Annotated in this window: 19 protein-coding genes; 15 read left to right on the forward strand and 4 right to left on the reverse strand. The window is 62.9% G+C overall.

Features of this window, described 5'->3' with window-relative positions; translation table 11 throughout:
* Positions 1 to 34: 34 nt before the first annotated feature.
* On the forward strand, positions 35 to 1066 hold the full coding sequence (locus tag VR71_RS09135; protein ID WP_045683164.1) for a pyridoxal-phosphate dependent enzyme: 1032 nt from the start codon (positions 35 to 37) through the stop codon (positions 1064 to 1066).
* Entirely contained in the window at positions 1063 to 2193 is a 1131-nt protein-coding gene (locus tag VR71_RS09140) for a Xaa-Pro peptidase family protein (protein ID WP_045683166.1), read from the forward strand. Before VR71_RS09135 ends, VR71_RS09140 begins: the two co-directional genes overlap by 4 nt.
* 218 nt (positions 2194 to 2411) lie before the next feature.
* Here the strand turns inward: VR71_RS09140 and VR71_RS09145 are convergent, their stop codons facing one another.
* Positions 2412 to 3317 (reverse strand): LysR family transcriptional regulator, encoded by a 906-nt coding sequence (locus VR71_RS09145; RefSeq protein ID WP_009819104.1) that lies wholly within the window; start codon positions 3315 to 3317, stop codon positions 2412 to 2414.
* Positions 3318 to 3485: 168 nt separating this feature from the next.
* Between VR71_RS09145 and VR71_RS09150 the strand changes: the two genes are divergently transcribed.
* From VR71_RS09150 to VR71_RS09205, 12 genes are all read left to right on the forward strand, one after another.
* A complete protein-coding gene (locus VR71_RS09150) occupies positions 3486 to 6905 on the forward strand; it encodes an indolepyruvate ferredoxin oxidoreductase family protein (RefSeq protein WP_045683168.1) in 3420 nt (1139 codons plus the stop codon).
* 78 nt (positions 6906 to 6983) lie between these two features.
* Positions 6984 to 7847, forward strand: coding sequence for a lysophospholipid acyltransferase family protein (locus VR71_RS09155; protein ID WP_045683171.1), 864 nt, complete (start codon positions 6984 to 6986; stop codon positions 7845 to 7847).
* A gap of 18 nt (positions 7848 to 7865) precedes the next feature.
* Positions 7866 to 8678, forward strand: a complete 813-nt coding sequence (locus tag VR71_RS09160; RefSeq protein WP_009819101.1) for a glutamate racemase — start codon at positions 7866 to 7868, stop codon at positions 8676 to 8678.
* A 92-nt stretch (positions 8679 to 8770) separates the two neighbouring features.
* Positions 8771 to 9799: an N-acetyl-gamma-glutamyl-phosphate reductase gene (argC, locus tag VR71_RS09165; protein WP_045683173.1), complete on the forward strand. Its 1029-nt coding sequence runs from the start codon at positions 8771 to 8773 to the stop codon at positions 9797 to 9799.
* Positions 9800 to 9810: 11 nt separating this feature from the next.
* The gene (ccmE, locus tag VR71_RS09170) at positions 9811 to 10257 is read left to right on the forward strand and encodes a cytochrome c maturation protein CcmE (protein WP_045683175.1); all 447 of its coding nucleotides are present in this window, start codon (positions 9811 to 9813) and stop codon (positions 10255 to 10257) included.
* Positions 10258 to 10401: 144 nt separating this feature from the next.
* Entirely contained in the window at positions 10402 to 11010 is a 609-nt protein-coding gene (locus tag VR71_RS09175; protein WP_045683177.1) for a holin-associated N-acetylmuramidase, read from the forward strand.
* The gene (locus VR71_RS09180) at positions 11004 to 11570 is read left to right on the forward strand and encodes a holin family protein (RefSeq protein WP_045683180.1); all 567 of its coding nucleotides are present in this window, start codon (positions 11004 to 11006) and stop codon (positions 11568 to 11570) included. The genes VR71_RS09175 and VR71_RS09180 overlap by 7 nt, the downstream gene beginning before the upstream one ends.
* Before the next feature lie 75 nt (positions 11571 to 11645).
* Entirely contained in the window at positions 11646 to 13610 is a 1965-nt protein-coding gene (locus VR71_RS09185; RefSeq protein ID WP_045683182.1) for a heme lyase CcmF/NrfE family subunit, read from the forward strand.
* A complete protein-coding gene (locus tag VR71_RS09190; protein WP_009819094.1) occupies positions 13607 to 14059 on the forward strand; it encodes a cytochrome c-type biogenesis protein in 453 nt (150 codons plus the stop codon). The genes VR71_RS09185 and VR71_RS09190 overlap by 4 nt, the downstream gene beginning before the upstream one ends.
* A gap of 72 nt (positions 14060 to 14131) precedes the next feature.
* Positions 14132 to 14911: an enoyl-CoA hydratase-related protein gene (locus VR71_RS09195; RefSeq protein ID WP_040651658.1), complete on the forward strand. Its 780-nt coding sequence runs from the start codon at positions 14132 to 14134 to the stop codon at positions 14909 to 14911.
* An 18-nt stretch (positions 14912 to 14929) separates the two neighbouring features.
* A complete protein-coding gene (locus VR71_RS09200) occupies positions 14930 to 15235 on the forward strand; it encodes a hypothetical protein (protein WP_045683183.1) in 306 nt (101 codons plus the stop codon).
* A complete protein-coding gene (locus tag VR71_RS09205; RefSeq protein ID WP_045683185.1) occupies positions 15232 to 16296 on the forward strand; it encodes a hypothetical protein in 1065 nt (354 codons plus the stop codon). The genes VR71_RS09200 and VR71_RS09205 overlap by 4 nt, the downstream gene beginning before the upstream one ends.
* Positions 16297 to 16365: 69 nt before the next feature.
* Here VR71_RS09205 and gltA read toward each other — a convergent pair whose 3' ends face one another.
* Together gltA and gltX are read right to left on the reverse strand one after the other, a co-directional pair.
* A complete protein-coding gene (gene gltA / locus VR71_RS09210; protein WP_045683187.1) occupies positions 16366 to 17661 on the reverse strand; it encodes a citrate synthase in 1296 nt (431 codons plus the stop codon).
* A gap of 76 nt (positions 17662 to 17737) precedes the next feature.
* The gene (gene gltX, locus VR71_RS09215) at positions 17738 to 19150 is read right to left on the reverse strand and encodes a glutamate--tRNA ligase (protein WP_045683189.1); all 1413 of its coding nucleotides are present in this window, start codon (positions 19148 to 19150) and stop codon (positions 17738 to 17740) included.
* Positions 19151 to 19230: 80 nt separating this feature from the next.
* Between gltX and VR71_RS09220 the strand changes: the two genes are divergently transcribed.
* Positions 19231 to 21273 carry a ComEC/Rec2 family competence protein gene (locus VR71_RS09220; protein ID WP_045683191.1) on the forward strand — a complete coding sequence of 681 codons (2043 nt, stop codon included), beginning with the start codon at positions 19231 to 19233 and terminating at the stop codon, positions 21271 to 21273.
* On the opposite strand, the gene lexA is transcribed toward VR71_RS09220, so the two are convergent.
* The gene (gene lexA / locus VR71_RS09225; RefSeq protein ID WP_045683193.1) at positions 21267 to 21968 is read right to left on the reverse strand and encodes a transcriptional repressor LexA; all 702 of its coding nucleotides are present in this window, start codon (positions 21966 to 21968) and stop codon (positions 21267 to 21269) included. The genes VR71_RS09220 and lexA overlap by 7 nt on opposite strands.
* Between the last annotated feature and the right edge of the window lie 149 nt (positions 21969 to 22117).

Below are 22117 nucleotides of genomic sequence, written 5' to 3' on the forward strand. Positions count from 1 at the left end.
AGACCCGCCATTTTCGTGAGGGACAGGGGGCGAGATGCAAGAAATCGACAATCCGTGGCGTGGTGAGGGCTTGCCCGAGGCCGTGCTGACCGGCGCGCCATGGCCGAGCGTCGATGTGGACGCGGTGCGCGCGCTCTTGGGGCGCTGTCCGGCGGCGACAGAGACCCCGCTGGTGCCGGTCATGGGGTTTGGGCCAAAAATCTGGGCCAAGGACGAACGCGGGCGCATGGGGCTGGGCAGTTTCAAGGCGCTGGGCGCGGCCTATGTGATCGCCCATGAAGCGGCAGAGACCGGGCCCGAAGATATGAGCCGCGCGCTTGTGGGGCGCAGCTATGTGACGGCGAGTGCGGGCAATCACGGCATGTCTGTCGCGGCGGGGGCGCGGCTCTTTGGCGCGCGGGCGGTGATCTATCTGGCCGAGACCGTGCCCGAGAGTTTTGCCGCGCGGCTGCGGGCCAAAGGGGCCGACGTGGTGCGAGAAGGGCAAGATTACGAGGCCAGCATGGTCGCGGCGGGGCGCGCGGCGATGGAGAACGACTGGACCCTATTGTCAGACAGTTCCTGGCCGGGATATTTCGATCTGCCGCACCGGTTGATGGAGGGCTATCTGGCCATGGCCGAAGAGGCCGCGCGCCAAATACCCGAGGCACCAACGCATATTCTGCTACAGGCGGGCGTTGGCGGGCTGGCCGGGGCCTGTGCGGCATGGTTCCGGCAGGTCTGGGGCGATGCGCCCCGGATCATTGTGGTCGAGCCTGACCGCGCGCCAGCCCTTTACGAGAGCATTCGCGCAGGCCGTCCACTGGAGACAACTGGACCTGCCTCCACCATGGGGCGGCTCGATTGCAAGGTGCCGTCGCTGATTGCGCTCAAGGGATTGGCGCGGGACGCGGATGCGTTCGTGACGATCACGGATCAAGAGGCCGAGGCGGTGCTGGCTGGATTGGCAGCACAGGGATTGGCCACGACGCCGTCGGGCGCGGCGGGTTTGGCGGCGCTGCCGGGACTCGCGCTCGGCGCGGACGCTCGGGTGCTCTGCATCCTGAGCGAAGGACCAGAGGCATGAGGCGCGGGTTTTCGCAGGCAGAGTTCCGGGCGCGGCTGCGCGCGGCGCAATTCGGCATGGCCGAGGCAGGGCTTGGCGCGCTCTTGCTGACGACAGAGCCGGAAATCCGCTATTTCACCGGATATCTCACGCGGTTCTGGGAAAGCCCAAGCCGTCCGTGGTTTTTGATCCTGCCTGCTTCGGGTGATCCGGTGGCGGTGATCCCCACGATTGGAGCGCCGCTGATGGCGCGGACAGGGCTGCGCGATATTCGCACTTGGGCGGCCCCGGACCCCGAGGATGATGGCGTGTCGCTGCTGGCCGAGACGCTGCGCGAGATTGGCGGCCCCGTGGGTGTGCCCTCGGGCCCCGAGAGCCATGTGCGCATGCCCTTGGCGGATTTCGAGCGGGTGAAACGTGCGAGTGCTCTGGCGTTTCGCGATGATGCCGGGATCATGGCGGGGCTGCGCGCCGTCAAATCCGAGGCCGAAATCGTCAAGATCGCGCATATCTGCGATATCGCCGGGCGCGCCTTTGACCGGGTGGCCGAGATTGCAGAGCCCGGCGTGCCGCTCTGCGCGGTGTTTCGCGATTTCCAGCGGCTTTTGCTCGAAAAGGGCGCTGATTGGGTGCCGTATCTGGCCGGAGGCGCCGGGCCATTGGGCTATGGGGATGTGATCTCGCCCGCCGGCGACACGCCGCTGGCAGCGGGCTATGTGCTCATGCTCGACACCGGCGCGGTCTGGGACGGGTATTTCTGCGACTATGACCGGAATTTCGCGATTGGCCATGCCACGGCAGAGCAAAGCGCAGCGCATGCGCGGTTGATCGAGGCCACCGAGGCCGGAGAAGAGGCGGCGCGCGCCGGTGCTACCGCCTCTGATGTCTGGCGGGCGATGGCGCGGATCACCGGCGGCGATGAAACCTCGGGCCGTCTGGGGCACGGTCTGGGCATGCAACTAACCGAAGGTCTGTCCCTGACGGCCAAGGATCATACCCTCCTCAAGCCCGGTATGGTGATCACGCTGGAACCGGGGGTGGAACTCGCACCGGGGTCGATCATGGTGCATGAGGAAAACATCGTGATCCGCGAAGGTCGGGCACAGCGCCTGTCCCGGTTTGCCCCATCCGCCCTGCCGGTGATCTGAGCGGCCTGCCTCAAATTCTGGCACCACGAAAAAAAAGGCCGAGCACTAAGCTCGGCCGAAGTCCAACAGGGAGGTATGAGGGTGACTGCCTTGCGGCTATCACCGTCACGATTGGCAATTAAGGGTGCCTCTCCGTCCATTCAAGGAAAAAAATGCCGCACATGCAGCATGTCCGCTATGCAAGAGATGCATGGCTGAAACCCGTTTAGCCCGGAACCTCAGCTAACCGCCTGTTCTTTCAGCGTTTTGCGATAGGATATAATCTCGTCCTGCACGAAATCCCGAAAGGCGGCGATCCGCTTGGAGTGGCGCAACTCTTCCGGATAGGCAAGAAACACCGGTACTTCGACCGATTGCACCTCGGGCAGAACGCGCACCAATTGCGGGAAATCACGCGTCAGGTAATCTGGTAGGACGCCGATGCCGAGATTGTGCAGAACGCCCTGGAGAACGCCAAAGTAGTTGTTGACGGTCAAGAGCGAGGAGATGTCATTGGTCATCAACTCGTTCACCAGCATCGCACCGGCCCCGACCTGCGCCGAACGCGGGTTCTGACAGATCAGGCGATGCGCGTTCATATCATCCAGCGATGTTGGCTCGCCGTGCACTTCCAGATAGGACTGCGTCGCATAGAGGCACATATGCACACTCATGAGCCGCTTGCGGATAAGATCGGCCTGTGACGGCTCTTTCATGCGGATCGCCACATCGGCCTCGCGCATCGGCAGGTCGAGCACGCGCTCTTCAAGCATGAGGTCGATCTTGAGATCCGGGTATTTTTCATAGAGCTTGGGCAGGCGCGGTGCCAGCCAGAGCGTGCCGAACCCGGTGGTCGTGGTCACGCGCAAATCACCAAACACCTCCTCCTCGCTGTCACGAATGCGGGCGGTCGCGGCATCGAGCCGTTTCATCATCGCGCGGGTGGCATCGAACAGCAATTCCCCCTGTTCGGTGAGAATCAGCCCGCGTGCGTGGCGGTGAAACAGGGTGGCATTCAGCGATTCTTCCAACGCGCGGATTTGGCGACTTACCGCCGATTGCGACAGATGCAACTGCTCTCCGGCATGGGTGAGACTCCCGGCATCCGCCACCGCATGAAATATTCTGAGCTTGTCCCAATCCATAAATTTAACTTTCTGAGGAAACCAACGCCTATGACGCAATAGCAGATAATCCTCGGTCAACTATAGGGGAGGTGCGACATTTTCGTAAAATTCCACTTGGTAGGTCATGAATTATGACCTAATATTGCTCTATATTGAGGCATGGCCCTCAACCAAGGGAGGCACGCTATGACCACGCAAAAGGTAACGCTGAACGACCGCTTCGATCTGGAGAAATCACCCGTTCTGCTCAATGGCACGCAGGCGCTTGTACGTTTGATGGTGACCCAAGCAGCCCGTGACCGCGCCGCAGGGCTGAACACGGCGGGCTTTGTAACGGGCTATCGCGGTTCGCCTTTGGGGGCCGTCGATCTCCAGATGCGGCGCGCCGGAAAGGTCCTGACAGAGGCGCAGGTGCGCTTCGAGGAAGGGCTGAACGAGGATCTGGCAGCCACCGCCCTCTGGGGCGCGCAACAGGCGGAACTCCGGGGCGAGGGCAAGTATGACGGCGTGTTCGGCCTTTGGTATGGCAAGGGGCCGGGGGTGGACCGCTCGGGCGATGTGATGCGGCACGCCAATATGGCGGGCACGTCGAAACATGGCGGCGTGCTCATGGCGATGGGCGATGATCACACGGGCGAATCCTCGACCGTGCTGCATCAGAGCGAATGGGCGCTGGTCGATGCCTATATGCCGGTGGTCAGCCCGGCGGGCGTGCAGGAAATCCTCGATTACGGCATCTACGGCTATGCGCTCAGCCGCTTTGCCGGGGTCTGGGTGGGTCTCAAGACGATGAAGGATACGGTCGAGGCAACCTCGGTGGTCGATGGCCGCCCGGACCGCGTGCAGCTTGTGACGCCCGATTTCCCGATGCCAGAAGGCGGGCTGAACATTCGCCTGATCGACACGCCGCATGCGCAAGAGACGCGGATGATCGACTTCAAACGCTTTGCCGCCGAGGCGTTTTCCCGTGCCAATGGAATGGACAAGCGTATGCTGGGCAAGCCGGGGGCCAAGATCGGCTTTGTTGCGGCGGGCAAGAACTGGCTCGATCTGGTGCATGCCTTGGACTTATTGGGGGTTGATGCCAATGAGGCAGAGCGCCTTGGCATCACCACCTACAAGGTCGGGCAGGTGTTCCCGCTCGACATGCAAGGGTTTCACGACTGGGCCGAAGACCTTGATCTGATCGTGGTGGTCGAGGAAAAGCGCAAGCTCATCGAGGTGCAGATCAAGGAGGCGATCTTTGACGACCGGCGCGGGCGGCGCGTCTATGGCTGGTACAAGGGCGGTGCCGGGGGCATGCACCGCGAGGAACTCTTCCCGACGCGCGGCGCGCTTGATCCGATTTGGATCGCGGAAAAGCTGGGCGGCATCCTGATCGAAGAGGGGCGCGGCACCGACCGGATCAAGGCGGGGCTCGAGGCGCTGTCAGAGGCGCGGCGCAATGACAACGCCGCCGAGATTGCGACCCGTCTGCCCTATTTCTGTTCGGGCTGCCCACATAACACCTCGACAAAGCTGCCCGAGGGCGCGCGTGCCTATGCCGGGATCGGCTGTCACTACATGGTGCAGTGGATGGACCGCGAGACGACCGGCTTCACCCATATGGGCGGCGAGGGGGCAAATTGGATCGGCGAGGCGCCGTTTTCGACGCGCAAACATGTGTTCCAGAACCTTGGCGACGGCACCTATAACCATTCCGGCGTGCAGGCCATCCGCGCAGCCTTGGCCGCAGGCACGACGATCACCTATAAAATCCTCTACAATGACGCCGTGGCAATGACCGGCGGGCAGGCAAACGAGGGCGGGCTGAACGCACCGCGCATCGCCGCCGAATTGCGCGCCATGGGGGTGCAACATCTGGCGGTCGTCTATGACGAGAAAGAGGACGTGGACTTTAAATCCTTCCCACAAGGTATTGAATTTTCAGAACGATCCGATCTGATGAGCGTGCAGGAACGGCTGGCCGAGGTCGAGGGGGTGAGTGTCATCCTCTATATCCAGACCTGCGCCGCCGAAAAGCGCCGCCGCCGCAAGCGGGGCAAGTTCCCCGATCCCGACCGCCGCGTGTTCATCAATACCGACGTCTGCGAGGGCTGCGGCGATTGCGGGGTGCAGTCAAATTGCGTCTCGATCGTGCCGGTGGAAACCGAACTGGGCCGCAAGCGGGCGATTGATCAATCGAGCTGCAACAAGGATTTTTCCTGCCTCAAGGGATTTTGTCCTTCTTTTGTGACGCTCGAAGGCGCGAAGATCCGCAAGGACAGCACCGCCGATCTGACCCTGCCCGAGATGCCAACCCCAGGGCTGCCCGCGATTGACGGCACCTATAACGTGGTGATCACCGGGGTCGGTGGCACCGGGGTTGTGACCATCGGCGCGGTGATGGCGCAGGCGGCGCAGATTGATGGCAAGGGGGCGGGCATGATGGAAATGGCCGGTCTCGCACAAAAGGGCGGCGCGGTGCATATCCATTGTCGTCTGGCCGAGACCCCCGGCGATATCAGCGCCATTCGCGTGGCGACTGGGGAATGTGATGCGCTCATCGGGGGCGATCTGGTGGTCAGTGCAGGGGCCAAGACGCTGGGTCTGACACGTCCGGGTCGCACCGGCGCGGTGGTCAACAGCCACGAGATCATCACCGGCGATTTCACCCGCAACACCGAATTCACCCTGCCTGCCGACCGCCTGCAACTCGCACTTGAGGCGCGGTTGCGCGATGCGGTGCAGATGTTCGATGCCTCGGATCTGGCCAAAACCGTGATGGGCGATTCGATCTATTCCAACATGATGATCTTTGGCGCGGCTTGGCAGCGCGGGCTGTTGCCCCTCAGCCATGACGCCATCACCGAGGCCATTCGTCTCAATGGGGCGGCGGTCGATGCCAATCTGCGGGCGTTTGAGGTGGGGCGTTGGACGGCGCTCTATCCGGCGGAGGTCGGGAAACTGTTGACCCCCACGGTGCTTGCCAAGCCGAAAACGCTGGCTGAACGCATTGCTTACCGCGAAACGCATCTGACCGCCTATCAGGGCAAGCGGCTGGCGCGGCGGTATCTGCGCCTGCTGGACGGGATCACCGATGCGGGCGTCAAGGACGCGGTGGCGCAGGGCTATCACAAACTGCTCAGCTACAAGGACGAATACGAGGTCGCGCGCCTGCATCTGGAGACGGCGGACAAGGCGCGGGCCGAGTTCGGGGGGGATTTCACGCTGAAATTCCATCTCGCCCCGCCGATGCTGTCGAGGATGGGCAGCGACGGTCGGCCCAAGAAGCGCGAATTCGGCTCCGGCATCCTGCGGGCGTTCGGTCTGCTGGCAAAACTCAAAATCCTGCGCGGCACGCCGCTTGATCCCTTTGGCCGCACCGCCGAGCGTAAATTGGAACGGGCGCTGATCACGCAATATGAGGGCGATATGGCCGAGGTTCTGCCGCTGCTCACCGCCCGCACCCGCGATGCGATCATCGCACTGGCGCTCTTGCCGCTGTCGATCCGGGGCTTTGGTCCGGTCAAGGAGGCCAACGCCGCCAAGGCCGCAACCCGGCGCACAGAGCTCTTGGCGGTGATCCGGTCGGGCGGGGCGGAAATGGCACAGGCGGCGGAATAGGCGTCACGAAACTGTCATGGGATCTGGTCACATCTGTCGCATAATCTTAACGAGACGCGACTCAGCCGAGGATCGCCCATGCGCCCAGATCGCCAGATTGCCCGTGACATTTCCTACGCCTATTCGGCTCAGACCAAGAGCGGGCGCGCGATGATCCGCACGATGGAAAACCTCACCGGGCGAATCGCGTTGATCAAGCGCGCGGCTGGCTATGAGAGCGAAGTGGCGGGCGGGCGTGATTTCTGGGACGTGATCGTCGAGCGCTATGGCCTCACGCTTGATGTGGTGGGCGGCAGCCTCTCGAACATTCCGAAAGAGGGGCCCTTGGTGCTGATCGCCAATCATCCCTACGGCATTCTCGACGGGTTGATGATGGGCCATATCCTAAGCCAGACCCGCGGCGATTTCCGCATTCTGGCGCATCAGATTTTTCGCAAGGCCGAGGATCTGAACAAGGTCATCCTGCCGATCAGTTTCGACGAGACCAAGGAGGCGGTCGCCCTCAATCTGGCCACCCGCAAGACAGCCCTCGACTATCTGGGGCAGGGCGGGGCTATCGGCATCTTTCCGGGCGGCACCGTCAGCACGGCGGCCAAGCCGTTTTCGCACCCGATGGACCCCGGTTGGCGCGGCTTTACCGCCAAGATGATCGCCAAGAGCCAAGCCGCCGTGGTGCCGGTCTATTTCGATGGACACACCAGCCGCCTCTTTCAACTCGCCAGCCATCTGCATGTGACGCTGCGCATGGGCCTCTTGATCAAGGAATTCCGCAAGCGCATCGATACACCGGTGCGCGTGGTGGTGGGCGATCCGATCCCGCGTAGCACACTGTCGCAATATGCCGGCGACACGAAATCCCTCATGGCATTCCTGCGCGCCAAGACTTATGAATTGTCGCCAAGCCCGGTTGTCTCTTCTGAAATCGGGTTTGAATTCGAATAACGGCACTGGACGCGGGACATGGCGGTAGGGATTTTCGACAGCGGGCTGGGCGGCCTGACGGTGTGGGATGCGGTGAGCAAACGCTTGCCGGATGTACCCTTTGTTTATCTGGGGGACAACGCGCATACACCGTATGGCGTGCGCGATGCCGATGATATCTACGATCTGACGACGACATCGGTGGATCGCCTGTTCGCAGCGGGCTGTGATCTGGTGATTCTGGCCTGCAACACCGCCTCGGCGGCGGCGCTGCGGCGGATGCAGGAATCCTGGGTGCCGCGTGACAAGCGGGTGCTGGGCGTCTTTGTGCCGCTGATCGAGGCGCTGACCGAGCGGCAATGGGGCGACAATTCCCCGCCCCGCGAAGTGGCGGTCAAGAACGTGGCGCTCTTTGCGACACCCGCGACCGTGCGCAGCCGGGCGTTCCAACGCGAATTGGCGTTTCGCGCCATAGGGGTCGATGTCGAGGCGCAGGCCTGCGGCGGCGTGGTTGATGCCATCGAAGAGGGCGACATGATTCTGGCCGAAGCGCTGGTGCGCAGCCATGTCGACGCGCTCAAGCGCAAGATGCCGCATCCAGAGGCGGCGGTGCTGGGCTGCACGCATTATCCGTTGGTGCAAGAGGTGTTTCAGGACGCGCTCGGCCCCGATGTGGCGGTCTATTCGCAGCCCAATCTGGTGGCGTCGAGCCTTGCCGATTATCTGGGGCGGCACCCGAACAAGATCGGAGCGGGCACCGAGTCCGCGTTCCTGACCACCGGCGATCCCAAGCGGGTGTCCTCCCGCGCCACGCAATTCCTGCGACGAGAGATCAAGTTCTCGGCAGCCTGACCGCATCCGTTTCGGGCGTATCTCACGGGCCTGACGCATTGCGGCGGGTCCGAAATAGACCTATCCTCAACCCATCTGAAAGTGAGGTCACAATGACCCATAACATCGCCATTCTGGGCGCCTCGGGCTACACCGGGGCCGAGCTTGTCCGGCTGATTGCCACCCATCCGGCCATGCAGATCACCGCACTCGCCGCCAATTCCAAGGCGGGGCAGAGCATGGGACAGGTGTTTCCGCATCTGCGGCATCTCGATTTGCCCGATCTTGTCACCATCGACGAGATTGATTTCTCTGACATAGACCTCTGTTTCTGCGCATTGCCGCACAAAACCAGCCAAGAGGTGATCGCGGCGCTGCCGCGCGACCTCAAGATCGTGGATTTGTCGGCAGATTTCCGGCTGCGTGATCCGAGCGCCTATCAGAAATGGTATGGCAATGCCCATGCTGCTCCCGAGGTTCAGAAAGAGGCGGTGTACGGCCTCACGGAATTCTACCGCGAGGACATTCGCGGCGCACGGCTGGTGGCGGGCACGGGTTGTAACGCGGCGACGGGGCAGTTTATCTTGCGGCCGCTGATCTCTGCCGGGGTGATTGATCTCGACGAGATCATTCTCGACCTCAAATGCGGCGTGTCCGGCGCGGGGCGCAGCCTCAAGGAAAATCTGCTGCATGCGGAACTGTCCGAGGGCTATCACGCCTATTCGGTCGGCGGCACGCATCGGCACTTGGGCGAGTTCGATCAGGAGTTTTCTGCCCTTGCCGGGCGCCCCGTCGAAGTTCAGTTTACCCCGCATCTCATCCCCGCCAATCGCGGGATTCTCGCCACCGGCTATGTCCGGGGCGAGGCCGCGCAGATTCACGCCACACTGGCGGCGGCCTATGCCGAGGAGCCGTTCATCGTGGTTCTGCCGATGGGCGAGACACCCAGCACGCGCCACATTCGCGGCAGTAACTTTTGCCATATCGGCGTGGTGGCGGATCGGCGTGCCGGGCGCACGATCGTGATTGCAGTCCTTGATAACCTGACAAAAGGTAGCAGCGGACAGGCGTTGCAAAACGCCAATCTGATGTTATCTGAACCCGAGACCACGGGGCTGATGCTGGCCCCGGTCTTCCCGTAAGGATGACACCGATGAAATCGCTCAAGAAAAAGCGCCGCGTGCAGGTCATCGCGATTGCCGCCGTGGCGCTTGTGCTGGCCACCGGCCTGATCGGTTATGGCATGCGCGACGGGATCAATTTCTTTCGCTCGCCAACCCAAGTGCTAGCAAAACCGCCCAGCCCCACAGAGGTGTTCCGCATCGGTGGGCTGGTGGAAGCGGGCAGTCTCAAACGCGGCGAGAGCGAGACCATCCGCTTTAACGTGACCGATGGCAACGGCGTGGTGCCTGTGACCTACAAGGGCGTGCTGCCCGATCTCTTTGAGGAAAATCAGGGCATGGTCGGCACCGGCAGCTACCGCGACGGGACCTTTGTCGCCAGCGAAATTCTCGCCAAACATGACGAGACCTATATGCCCAAGGAAGTGGTCGATGCGCTCAAGGCGCAGGGCGTCTACAAGGACCCGAATGGCAGCTAAGGCCGCCTCTGACGGATTTGAGTATTTTCCCCAAGAAGAAGCCCCGGTCAGGCAAGGCCGGGGCGCGTGCGGTTTGACAGGGCGGCGTTAACGATTGGTCCCAATGCTGAGGCTCGTGTTTCACGGGAAAAGGCGGGCCAGCGGATGCAAACTGTCGAGCGGATTGCGCAAGAGATCGTCGCCCGAGAGGGCGGCTATGTGGACGATCCCGATGATCCGGGCGGGGCCACGAATTTTGGCGTGACGATCCACACGCTGCGACGTCTGGGGCTGGACCTCACAGGCGACGGGGCGGTGGATGCCTCCGATGTGCGGGCGCTCACGCGTGATCGGGCTGTGGCGCTCTTGATCGACCATTATTATCGCCGTCCCGGCATCGCGCGCCTGCCAGAGAGCCTGCAAGCCAGCGTGTTCGACATGTATGTCAACGCCGGGGTGAATGCGGTCAAGATCCTGCAACGGCTGTTGCGGGAGATGGGCCAGGGGATCGAGGTGGATGGGCTGATCGGGCCAATTACCGTGACGGCAGCTGAGGTGGCAGCCAAGGCCGCGCCGGATCATATTGCCGATGCCTATGGGATTGCGCGGCGCAATTATTACCTCAGCCTCGCCGACGCCCGCCCCGCCAGCCGCAAATTCGCCCGCAGCCGCGCCGGCGGCAAGGGCGGCTGGATCACACGCGCGGAAGACTTCATCTCGCCACGCTTTCATCTCAGCCAGGCCCAGTTCAACGCGAGGATCAGCGCATGGTGATGGATATTCTGCGGGCGCTCTTTGGCAGCGGTGCCAATGTGGTGCGCGAGACCGCCGAGGTGTTTCGCGTCAACGCCGAGGCCGCTGACCAGCGCAGCGTCGAGACGCAGCGCGCGGCACTGGAGCAGATGGCAGGCGAGTTCCGGCTGGAGAACCGCGGGTTGTTCGACCGGATCATCGACGGGCTGAACCGCATTCCGCGCCCGGCAATGGCGCTTGGCACGATCGGCCTCTTTGTGGCGGCGATGGTTGATCCCCTGTGGTTCGGCGAGCGCATGGCAGGGCTGGCGCTGGTGCCAGAGCCGCTCTGGTGGCTCTTGGGGGCGATTGTCAGTTTCTATTTCGGTGCGCGCTATCAGGCCAAAGGGCAGGACTTTCAACGCTCCATCGCCAGCACCATCGCCCGTGCGCCGCTGGTGGCCGAGAGCATCCGGACCCTGCGCGCACTCGGCCCCACCAGCCCCGGTGTGGCCGATAGCGGCGGCGATGCGGAGGTGGCGTTGAGCGCCTTGACCCCAACCGATAATCCCGCGTTGGCGGAGTGGCGGCGGCGCGGCTGAGCCCCGCGACAATGTGATCCGGCGCGCGCGCCGATTGCGATTGGCCGGGGCTTGGTCCTGCCCTATACTCAGGGCATGATTACAGAACTCGGTCACTTCGCCCTCATCCTTGCCTTTCTGGTGGCCTGTGTTCAGGCCACCGTTCCGCTGATTGGTGCCTATAAACGCTGGCCGGGCTGGATGGCCCTGGCCGAACCGGCGGCGACGATTCAGTTCTTGCTGACAGCCATGGCCTTTGCCGCGCTGACATGGGCCTTTGTCTCCTCGGATTTCTCGCTGCGTCTGGTTGTGCTCAACAGCCACACCGACAAACCGATGCTCTACAAGGTCACGGGCGTCTGGGGCAATCACGAGGGCTCGATGCTCTTGTGGGTCCTGATCGTCACGCTCTTCGGCGCGGCGGTGGCGTGGTTTGGCTCCAATCTGCCGCCGTCTCTGCGCGCGCGGGTGCTGAGCGTGCAGGCGATGGTGGGCGTGGCCTTCTTTGCCTTTATCCTTCTGACCTCCAACCCGTTCCTGCGCATGGCAGTTCCGCCCTTCAACGGGCAGGATCTCAATCCGCTGCTGCAAGATCCCGGTCTCGCCTTCCATCCGCCGTTCCTCTATCTCGGCTATGTCGGCCTCTCGATGACCTTTTCCTTTGCCGTTGCGGCCCTGATCGAAGGGCGCGTTGATGCGGCATGGGGGCGGTGGGTGCGGCCCTACACGCTGGCCGCGTGGATCTTCCTGACCATCGGCATCGGTCTTGGCTCTTGGTGGGCCTATTACGAATTGGGCTGGGGCGGGTTCTGGTTCTGGGACCCGGTGGAAAACGCGTCTTTCATGCCATGGCTGATTGCCGCCGCCCTGCTGCATTCCGCTATCGTTGTGGAAAAGCGCGAAAGCCTGAAAAGCTGGACGATCCTCTTGGCGATCATCGCGTTCGGGTTCTCCATGGTCGGTGCCTTCATCACCCGGTCTGGCGTTCTGACCTCGGTGCATGCCTTTGCCACGGACCCGGAGCGCGGCGTGTTTCTGCTCGCCATCCTTGCTGTGTTCATGGCCGGCGCGCTCACGCTTTTTGCGGCGCGCGCCGGTGTGATGCAGGCCAAGGGCGTGTTCAGCCTTGTCAGCCGCGAATCCGTGCTGGTGCTCAACAACCTCCTGCTGGCGGTGGCCTGTTTCGTGGTCTTTATCGGGACCATCTGGCCGCTCATCGCCGAAATGCTGTTTGATCGCAAACTGTCGGTGGGAGAGCCGTTCTTCAACGCGGCCTTCACCCCCTTCATGGTGGCGCTTGGCCTGTTGTTGCCGGTGGGCGCGATGCTGCCGTGGAAGCGGGCCACTTTGGGTCGGATCATCCGGCAACTGGCCCCGGTCTTCGCGCTTGCCGTGGCCATCGGCGCTCTGGCTTGGGCGATGCAGACCGGGCGCTCGGCGCTCGGTCCCATGGGGCTCTTTCTGGCGGCGTGGCTGATTGGCGGCGCAATGGTCGATATCTGGACACGCACGGGGCGTGGGGCGGGGCGCTTTGCACGCCTCACCCGCCTGCCGCGCGCCGATTGGGGCAAGGCGGTGGCGCATGGCGGGCTTGGCGTGACCATGGCCGGAATTGCGGCGATGATGGCTTGGCAACAAGAAGACATCCGCGTCTTGCAGGTGGGTGAGCAGTTCGACATCGCGGGCTACACGCTGCAACTCGACGAGGTTCACAAAGAGGATGGCCCCAATTACTTTGCCACCTTGGCGACCTTTACCCTGTCCAAGGACGGGCGCGAAATCGCCAAGATGAAGCCCGAGAAACGCGAATACCCCGTGGCGCAGATGCCCACCACAGAGGCCGCGCTCGACAATGCCTTCTTGCGTGACATCTACGTCGTGATCGGAGATCCGCAGATCGGCGGCGGCTGGGCGGTGCGCAGTTATTACAAACCACTGGCCAACTGGATCTGGGGCGGTTCCCTTTTGATGGCGCTTGGCGGGGTCTTGTCGCTCAGCGACCGGCGTTACCGCGTGGCCGCTGGCGCGCGCAAACTGGCCAAGGCGGTGCCTGCGGAATGAAACGCCTGATCCTCGCCCTTTGCGTGATCGCCGCGCCGGTCTTCGCTGTGCAGCCGGATGAGGTTCTTGACGATCCCGCGCTCGAGGCGCGGGCGCGGGATATTTCCTCGGGCCTGCGCTGTCTGGTCTGCCGCAACGAAAGCATCGACGATTCCAACGCCGAACTGGCCCGCGACCTGCGCCTCTTGGTGCGCGAGCGGTTGCTGGCGGGCGACAGCAACGAAGAGGCGGTCCAGTTCATCGTCGACCGCTACGGCGAATATGTCCTGCTCAAGCCCCGGATCGGCGGGTCCAACATCCTCCTGTGGTTGGCCGGACCGCTGATGCTGGGAACCGGTCTGGTGATTGGCGCGGTTTATCTGCGGGGCCGGTCACGCGCGCCCGAAACCGACGTGGCTCGGCTGAGCGAGGCCGAGGAAAGCCGCCTGCGCGAAATCCTCAAGGACTGACGCCCGGTTTCGCTTGGCGTGGACGGAGGTCTGGGGTTTGATACCCAAAACCAGACCGAAAGGCCCGAATCCGTGAAAGACTATCAAACCATCACGCTGGAGATCGCCGACGGCGTGGCGCTCCTCTGCCTCAATCGCGCGGATAAGATGAACGCGCTCAACACCCAGATGCGGGCCGAGATCACCGATGCGGTGATCCACGCGGGACGCGAGGCGCGTGTTGTGGTGCTCACGGGCACGGGCCGTGCGTTTTGCTCGGGGCAGGATCTGGGCGACGGGGGCAATGCCACGACGCTCGATCTCGAGCGGGTGCTGCGCGAGGAATATGTGCCGATGCTGCGCGCCATCACCGATTGCCCGGTGCCGACGATCAGCGCGGTCAACGGACCGGCGGCCGGGGCAGGGGCCAATCTGGCGCTGTCGGCGGATGTGGTGATCGCGACCGAGAGCGCCTATTTCCTTCAGGCCTTTGCCCGCATCGGCCTCATTCCGGATGCGGGCGGCACCTATGCGCTGCCGCGTCAGATGGGCATGGCCAAGGCAATGGGGGCCGCGCTCTTTGCGGAACCCATCTCCGCGCGTCAGGCGAGCGATTGGGGCATGATCTGGGAGGCGGTCAGCGACGAAGGCTTTGCCGCCCATTGGCGCGCCCGTGCGGCCCATCTGGCCAAGGGACCAACGCAAACTTATGGTGCCATCAAACAGGCGATCCGCAGCACATGGGACAACACGCTTGAAACCCAGCTTGACCTTGAGGCCAAATTGCAAGGCGCCTGCGGCCAGAGCCGCGACTTCAAGGAAGGCGTGGTGGCTTTCCTCGAAAAACGCCCCGCACAGTTTGAGGGGCGCTGAGCCGCGAGGGCCGGGCGCATGATGCTTGTCCTGTCGGCGCTTGGCAGTCTTGGCGTTATGGCGCTGATTGGCATTTGGCCGATACGCAAGAGCATTGATATCATGGAAGGCAAATGCGGCATGCAGGCGAGCGCACCGAGCCTGCTGCGGCGTATGCGCGGGTGGTCCTTTGTCGGGGTCTGGGGGCTGCTATTGCTCTTTGTCGGTGCCTTCTACGGTGATTGGGCCAAAACCGGGGATCTGGATGGGGCCGCGATGCGGGCGATGGAGCGGTCGCGTTTCGTGACTGAACTTGCCGTGATGATCATGGGGTCCGACCAATGAACCCGTGGGCGCAGACCAAACCAGAGTTCGACGCTGTGCAGGCGGCCCTGCGGTGTGCGTCGTGCGGTGGGCAGCAAGGGTTTGATCCGCAAACACAGTCCCTCAGATGCGACTCCTGTGGGCGTCTGACAGAGATCGTTGTAGATTCGGGCCTCAACCCGCGGCGCGAGGCGGCCTATGATCCCGGCGCGCCCGAGGATGAGCCGCCCGAGATTGAGCACGCACATCGCTGCGATACCTGTGGCGGTGAGGTCGTGTTTGTGGGCCGTGCGGTGTCCGAACAATGCCCCTATTGCAACGGTTCGGTGGTCCTGTTCGGGGGGCATTCGCATTATACGCCTTCTGCTCTTATCCCCATTGGCAATACAAAGGCCGACGCAGGTGATGCAATCGCTTGCTGGGTGCGTGGGCTCTGGTCAGCGCCGACACCGCTTTCCAAGGTGGTGACAGCGGGCCAGATCGCGGCGGTCTATGCACCTTTCTGGACCTTCGATGCGGCCAAAGACGTGAACTACACGGCCCAACGGCGTACTGGACACGGAAAATCTGCGCGCTGGCGGAGGGTCTCCGGGCAGGTAATGATGGTGCTTGATGACGTGGTGATCGGGGCCTCGGACCATGTCACGCCGGATATTCGCGACGGGATCATGCACGGGTTCTATCCTCAATGGCTCAAACCTTATCAGCCGGAATATCTGGCTGGGTTTGCGGCGGATCTGCACGGGAGCCGGGTGTCTGACGGGTTGATCAAGCTGCGCCGGGACATAGAAGAGCAGGTAAGGCGGCGCATTCAGGTGGATGCTGGCGGCGGGCGGATCAGGAATATCACCTGGACCGGGCACCTTTCGGAAATCCGGTTCCGACGCGTGCTCTTGCCGCTGTGGATCCTGCATTATCGCTATGCGGGCAAGCCATACCGCATTGTTGTGTCTGGGATCGACGGACGTTGTTTTGGCGAGCGGCCTTTCTCGATGGCAAAACTCTTTGGCTGGGCGCTGCTGTCGGCGGCTAGTCTCTTTGGTGCAGGCATGATGATCGGCGCGGGACTGGCACCCGGATAGGTTACGACTTTTTAAAACTCAAAAGCCCGGCATGGAGCCGGGCTTTTGTCTTGGGAGGGCGCATGCGCCTCAGCGCTTTTCGATATCCACGTAATCGCGCAGCGTTGCCCCTTTGTAGAGCTGGCGCGGGCGTCCGATCTTGAGCTGCGGATCGGCGATCATTTCCTTCCACTGCGAAATCCAGCCGATGGTGCGGCTGACCGCGAAAATCGGCGTGAACATCGAGGTCGGGAAGCCCATCGCCTCCAAGATGATCCCCGAGTAGAAATCCACATTCGGGAACAGCTTCTTATCCGAGAAATACGGATCGGCCAGCGCCTGCTTTTCCAGCTCCTTGGCCACCTGAAGCGTCGGGTTGTTCTCGACACCCAGCAGTTCCAGAACCTCATCGGCGGATTGCTTCATCACCTTGGCGCGCGGATCGAAATTCTTGTAGACCCGGTGACCAAAGCCCATCAGGCGGAAGGGGTCGTCCTTATCCTTGGCGCGGGCGATGAATTCCGGAATGCGATCGGGCGTGCCGATTTCCTGCAACATCTCGAGGCAGGCCTGATTGGCACCGCCATGTGCCGGCCCCCAGAGACAGGCAATCCCGGCCGCGACGCAAGCAAACGGGTTGGCCCCCGAAGACGAGGCAAGCCGCACGGTCGAGGTCGAGGCGTTCTGCTCGTGATCGGCATGAAGCGTGAAAATCCGGTCCATCGCACGGCTCAGGATCGGGTTGACCACGAAATTCTCCGCCGGCACGGCAAAGCACATGCGCAGAAAGTTCGACGCATAGTCGAGGTCGTTGCGCGGATACTCGAACGGCTGACCGATGGTGTATTTATAGGCCATCGCGGCAATGGTCGGCATCTTGGCGATCAGCCGGATCGAGGCGACTTCGCGCTGCCAGGGATCGGTGATATCGGTGCTGTCGTGATAGAACGCACTGAGCGCGCCGACCACCCCCACCATGATCGCCATCGGATGCGCATCCCGGCGAAAGCCGCGGAACAGGAAATGCATCTGCTCATGGATCATCGTGTGGTTGGTCACGCGGCTCTCGAAATCCTCGAGTTGTGCGGGGCTCGGCAATTCGCCGTAGAGCAGCAGATAACACACTTCGAGGTAATGCGATTTCTCGGCCAATTGGTCGATCGGATAGCCGCGATGCAGCAATTCACCCTTGTCGCCGTCGATAAAGGTGATGGTGCTGTCACAGCTTGCGGTCGAGGTATAGCCGGGGTCATAGGTGAACACGCCCGCATCGGCATAGAGCTTGCGGATGTCGATCACATCCGGGCCCGCCGTGGGGGAATACATCGGCAATTCATAGGTCTTGCCCGCAATCTCCAGCTTCGCCACTCTCTTGTCGTCTGACATCAGGGGTCCTCCCTTTCAGCGCCCGCATGCGCCATCTGCGCTTCAGGCTGGATAAACGTAACGCCTTGCCAAGGGATTAATCCCCTCTACAGGCCGCATCGGATAGCCGGGCGATGGTTTCATCCCGCCCGAGAACCAGCATCATGTCGAACACACTCGGTGTCGCACTGCGGCCCGCCAGAGCCGCCCGAAGGGGGCCTGCCAGCTTGCCGAACTTCATTCCATGGTCTTCGGCGAATTGGGTCGCCAGACCCTCGATAGCCTCACGTGTCCACGTAGCAGTTTGCAACTGCGGCGTCAATTCTCCCAGTATACCACGGGATACTGAATCAAGCTGCTCGGCGGCTTTCTCCTCCGGCTGAATGGGCCGCGTCGCAAGGATAAAAGCCGCTTTATCAAGGAGTTCCGGAAATGTCTTGGCGCGTTCCTTGAGGCAATACATGCCCTTGGTGAACAGCGTCATTTTTGCGTCATCCAAGGCCGGTTGCTCCGTCGCCGCAAGGAAATCGCACAATTCATGCAGCAGCGCAGCATCGTCGGCCGCGGCAATGTGCTGACCGCAGAGATTCTCCAGCTTCTTAAAGTCCAGACGCGCCGGGGATTTGCCGATTCCCTTGAGATCGAACCACGCCTGCGCCTGTGCATCGTCAAAGAATTCCGCATCGCCATGGCTCCAGCCAAGCCGCGCCAGATAGTTGCGTATCCCCGCCGCCGGATAGCCCATCTTTTGATATTCCTCGACGCCAAGCGCGCCATGCCGCTTGCTCAGCTTCTTGCCGTCGGGTCCGTGAATGAGCGGGATATGGGCATAGACGGGCAGCGGCCAGCCCATCCCCTGATAAATCATCATCTGCCGCGCGGCATTGTTGAGGTGATCATCCCCCCGGATCACATGGGTGACACCCATGTCGTGATCATCCACCACCACGGCCAGCATATAGACCGGCGTTCCATCGCCGCGCAGCAGGACCATATCGTCAAGCTGATCGTTGCCGATGGTCACATCGCCCTGAACCTCGTCCTTGATCACCGTCACGCCCTCGCGCGGGGCCTTGATGCGGATCACATGCGGCACGCCCTCGGGGTGCTGATCGGGCGTGGCGTCGCGCCACGGGCTCTGGAACAAGGTCGAGCGCCCCTCTGCGCGCGCGGACTCGCGATAGGTCTCGATCTCATCCTGCGTGGCAAAGCATTTATAGGCCATCCCCTCCGCCAGCAATTTGCATGCCACCTCGGCGTGGCGGTCGGCGCGCTCAAATTGGCTGATCGCCGCGCCGTCATGCTCGAGGCCGAGCCAGGCCAACCCATCCAGAATCGCTTGAGTCGCCTCAGGAGTCGAGCGCGCCCGGTCGGTATCCTCGATCCGCAGCAGAAACTTGCCGCCGCGCCCGCGCGCAAAGAGCCAGTTGAACAGCGCCGTGCGCGCCCCCCCGATATGCAGATAGCCAGTGGGCGAAGGGGCAAAACGGGTCACGACCTGTTGCGACATGGGACAGATTAACCTCTCGGTAACGATGATGGGGCTAGCGTTGTCGCCTGTCTATCGGCCCGTCATGGGGGAAACAAGCCTTGGGCATCTGGCACCCGACCTGGCACCCAATCTGGCACCGGGCAGAGTCGATCTGGCTGGCACAGCGCGACGCGCTGTTTCCTTGGGTGCCGGTTCTTATGGCCTGTGGCGTGGGGGCCTATTTCTCGCTGTTGCGCGAACCCTCGGTTGCGGTCCTCTGGGGCTGTGGCGCGGGCGCGCTCTTGCTGGCGCTTTTGGCCGCACGCGGGCGCGAATGGACCGGCCCGCTTCTCTGGGCCATGACGCTGATACTGGCGGGCTTCGCGCTCGCGGGTCTGCGGGCGCATCTGGTGGCGGGGCCGATGCTGGGCTGGCGCTACTATGGCCCGGTCGAAGGGCGGATCGTGGGCATCGACCGCTCAGCCTCGGACGCGCTGCGCCTGACGCTCGACCATGTGGTTCTGCACCGCACCGACCCGAACCGCACGCCGCGCCGGGTGCGTGTCTCCCTGCACGGCGATCAACCCCATTTTACGCCACAGCCCAACCTGCGCGTCATCATGACGGCGCATCTCGGCCCGACAGGTGGGCCGGTCGAACCGGGCGGCTTTGATTTCCAGCGCCACGCGTGGTTTCTGGGGATCGGTGCTGTCGGCTATACCCGCACGCCGGTTCTGCGGCTCGAGGCGGGGCAGGGTGGCCAGGCGCTCTTTCGGGCGCGCATGGCGCTGTCGCAGCATGTGCAGAGCCGCCTGCCGGGGCAGACCGGTGCCTTTGCCGCGGCGATCATGACCGGCGACCGCGCGGGGCTGAGCCTTGCGACACTCGACGCCATGCGCATCTCCAACCTGGCGCATCTGCTCGCGATTTCCGGGCTGCATATGGGGCTATTGGCGGGATTTGTCTTTGCCGCCGTCCGCCTCGGCTTTGCCGCCGCGCCGCGCCTTGGCCTGCGCCTTCCGGCCAAGAAGCTCTCGGCCGCTTTGGCCATTCTGGCGGCTGCGGGATATCTCGGCCTCTCGGGCGGCAATGTCGCGACCGAACGCGCCTTTGTCATGGTCGCGGTGATCTTTGGGGCCGTGATGCTCGAACGTCGTGCCTTCAGCCTGCGGGCGGTGGCGGTGGCGGCCGTGATCGTGCTGACCCTGCACCCCGAGGCGCTGCTCGGTCCCGGCTTTCAGATGTCCTTTGCGGCAACCGTGGCTCTGGTCGCGGTGTTTGGCTGGCTGCGCGATGCGGGGCTCGCGCGTGGGCCGCGCTGGCTGCGCCCGGTGCTTGCGGTGGTGATCTCCTCAGCCGTGGCCGGGGCCGCGACGGCGCCGGTCGCCGCCGCGCATTTCAACCAATATGCGCAATTCGGTCTCTTGGCCAATCTTGTGAGCGTGCCGTTGATGGGGGCGCTGGTCATGCCTGCGGCGGTCATCGCCACGCTCTTGGTGCCGCTTGGGATGGATTGGATCGCACTGCGCGTGATGGAGCTTGGCCTGCGCTGGATTCTCGGCGTCGCGGAATGGGTTACGGCACTGGACGGGGCGCGGGTGCCGGTGATGGCACCCGGCCCCTATGTGCTGCCCGTGCTGGCCTTTGGGGCACTCTTTATCGTGCTCTGGCAGGGCCGGACGCGGTTTCTGGGCGTCTTGCCGATCATCTTGGGCACGCTGTTCTGGTCGTTCACAGAGCGGCCCGTCATGGTCGTCTCGGACACTGGCGCGTTGATCGGAGTCATGACAGAGGCCGGGCGCGCGCTCAACAAACCGACAGGAGGTGGGTTCGTGGCAGATAATTGGTTGGAGAATGACGGCGACGACGCCAGCCGCGAGGCGGCCTTTGCCCGCTGGTCCGAGGGTCTGGCCCAGAGCCGCGGTGTCCGCGTCGTGGCGGGCAAGGCCGCAGCCGCCAAGCCGCTCAGCTGCAATGGGGCCAGGCTGGTCGTTCTCAGCGTCACACCTGACACCGCTCCGGCCGAAACCCTTGATTGCCAGATCGTTACACCTGACACTCTGCGCGCCACAGGATCACTGGCCTATTACGCCACCGCGAATGGCCTGCGCCTTGTCACCGCGCGCGATCTCATCGGACAGAGGCTCTGGAATTCTCAATAGCTGCGGATCAACCCGACCAACCGCCCCTGAACCTGCACCTGATCTTCGGGAAAGAGGCGGGTTTCATAGGCGGGATTTGCCGCCTCGAGCGCGATGGCATTGCCCCGACGATAAAAGCGTTTCAGCGTCGCCTCCTGATCCTCGATCAAGGCCACGACGATATCGCCATTATCCGCCACCGAGGTTTCGCGGATGATCACCACATCGCCATCGTTGATCCCGGCCTCGATCATCGAATCGCCGCGCACCTCGAGCGCATAGTGATTGGCCGCGCCCCGGATCATGGTGCCGGGTACCGACACATTGTGTTGCACATGGGCAATCGCCTCGATCGGCACACCAGCGGCGATGCGTCCCATCAGAGGCACCTCAAAGGCATGCGCCACCTCGACCGGCTGGGAATTGGCCGGGCGCGGGCCATCCGGGCGATCGCCGTCGATCACGCGGGGGGTAAAGCTGTGGCGCGCCTCGCCCCCTAGGCTCTCGGGCAGACGCACAATTTCCAACGCACGCGCACGGTGCGCCAGACGTCGGATGAACCCGCGTTCCTCCAGCGCCGTGATCAGGCGGTGAATGCCGGATTTCGACCGCAGATCAAGCGCCTCTTTCATCTCGTCAAAACTGGGTGGAACCCCGTCCCGCTGCACACGCTTCTGAATAAACTCCAGCAAATCGAGTTGTTTTTTGGTCAGCATGGGCCGGATCCTCTCAGGGGTCATTTGGTTTTGTTCTACACATGTTCCCGTTTTGTGTCAATCCGTTCGGCGGTCTTGCCCGGCGCATTGGGCCGCTCTGCCATTGCATCGCGTGACCCGGGGGGGTATGCGCTGCGCGACACCGCATG

It is taken from the genome of Roseovarius sp. BRH_c41, assembly GCF_000961715.1.
In the GTDB taxonomy this organism is placed as follows: Bacteria; Pseudomonadota; Alphaproteobacteria; order Rhodobacterales; family Rhodobacteraceae; genus Roseovarius.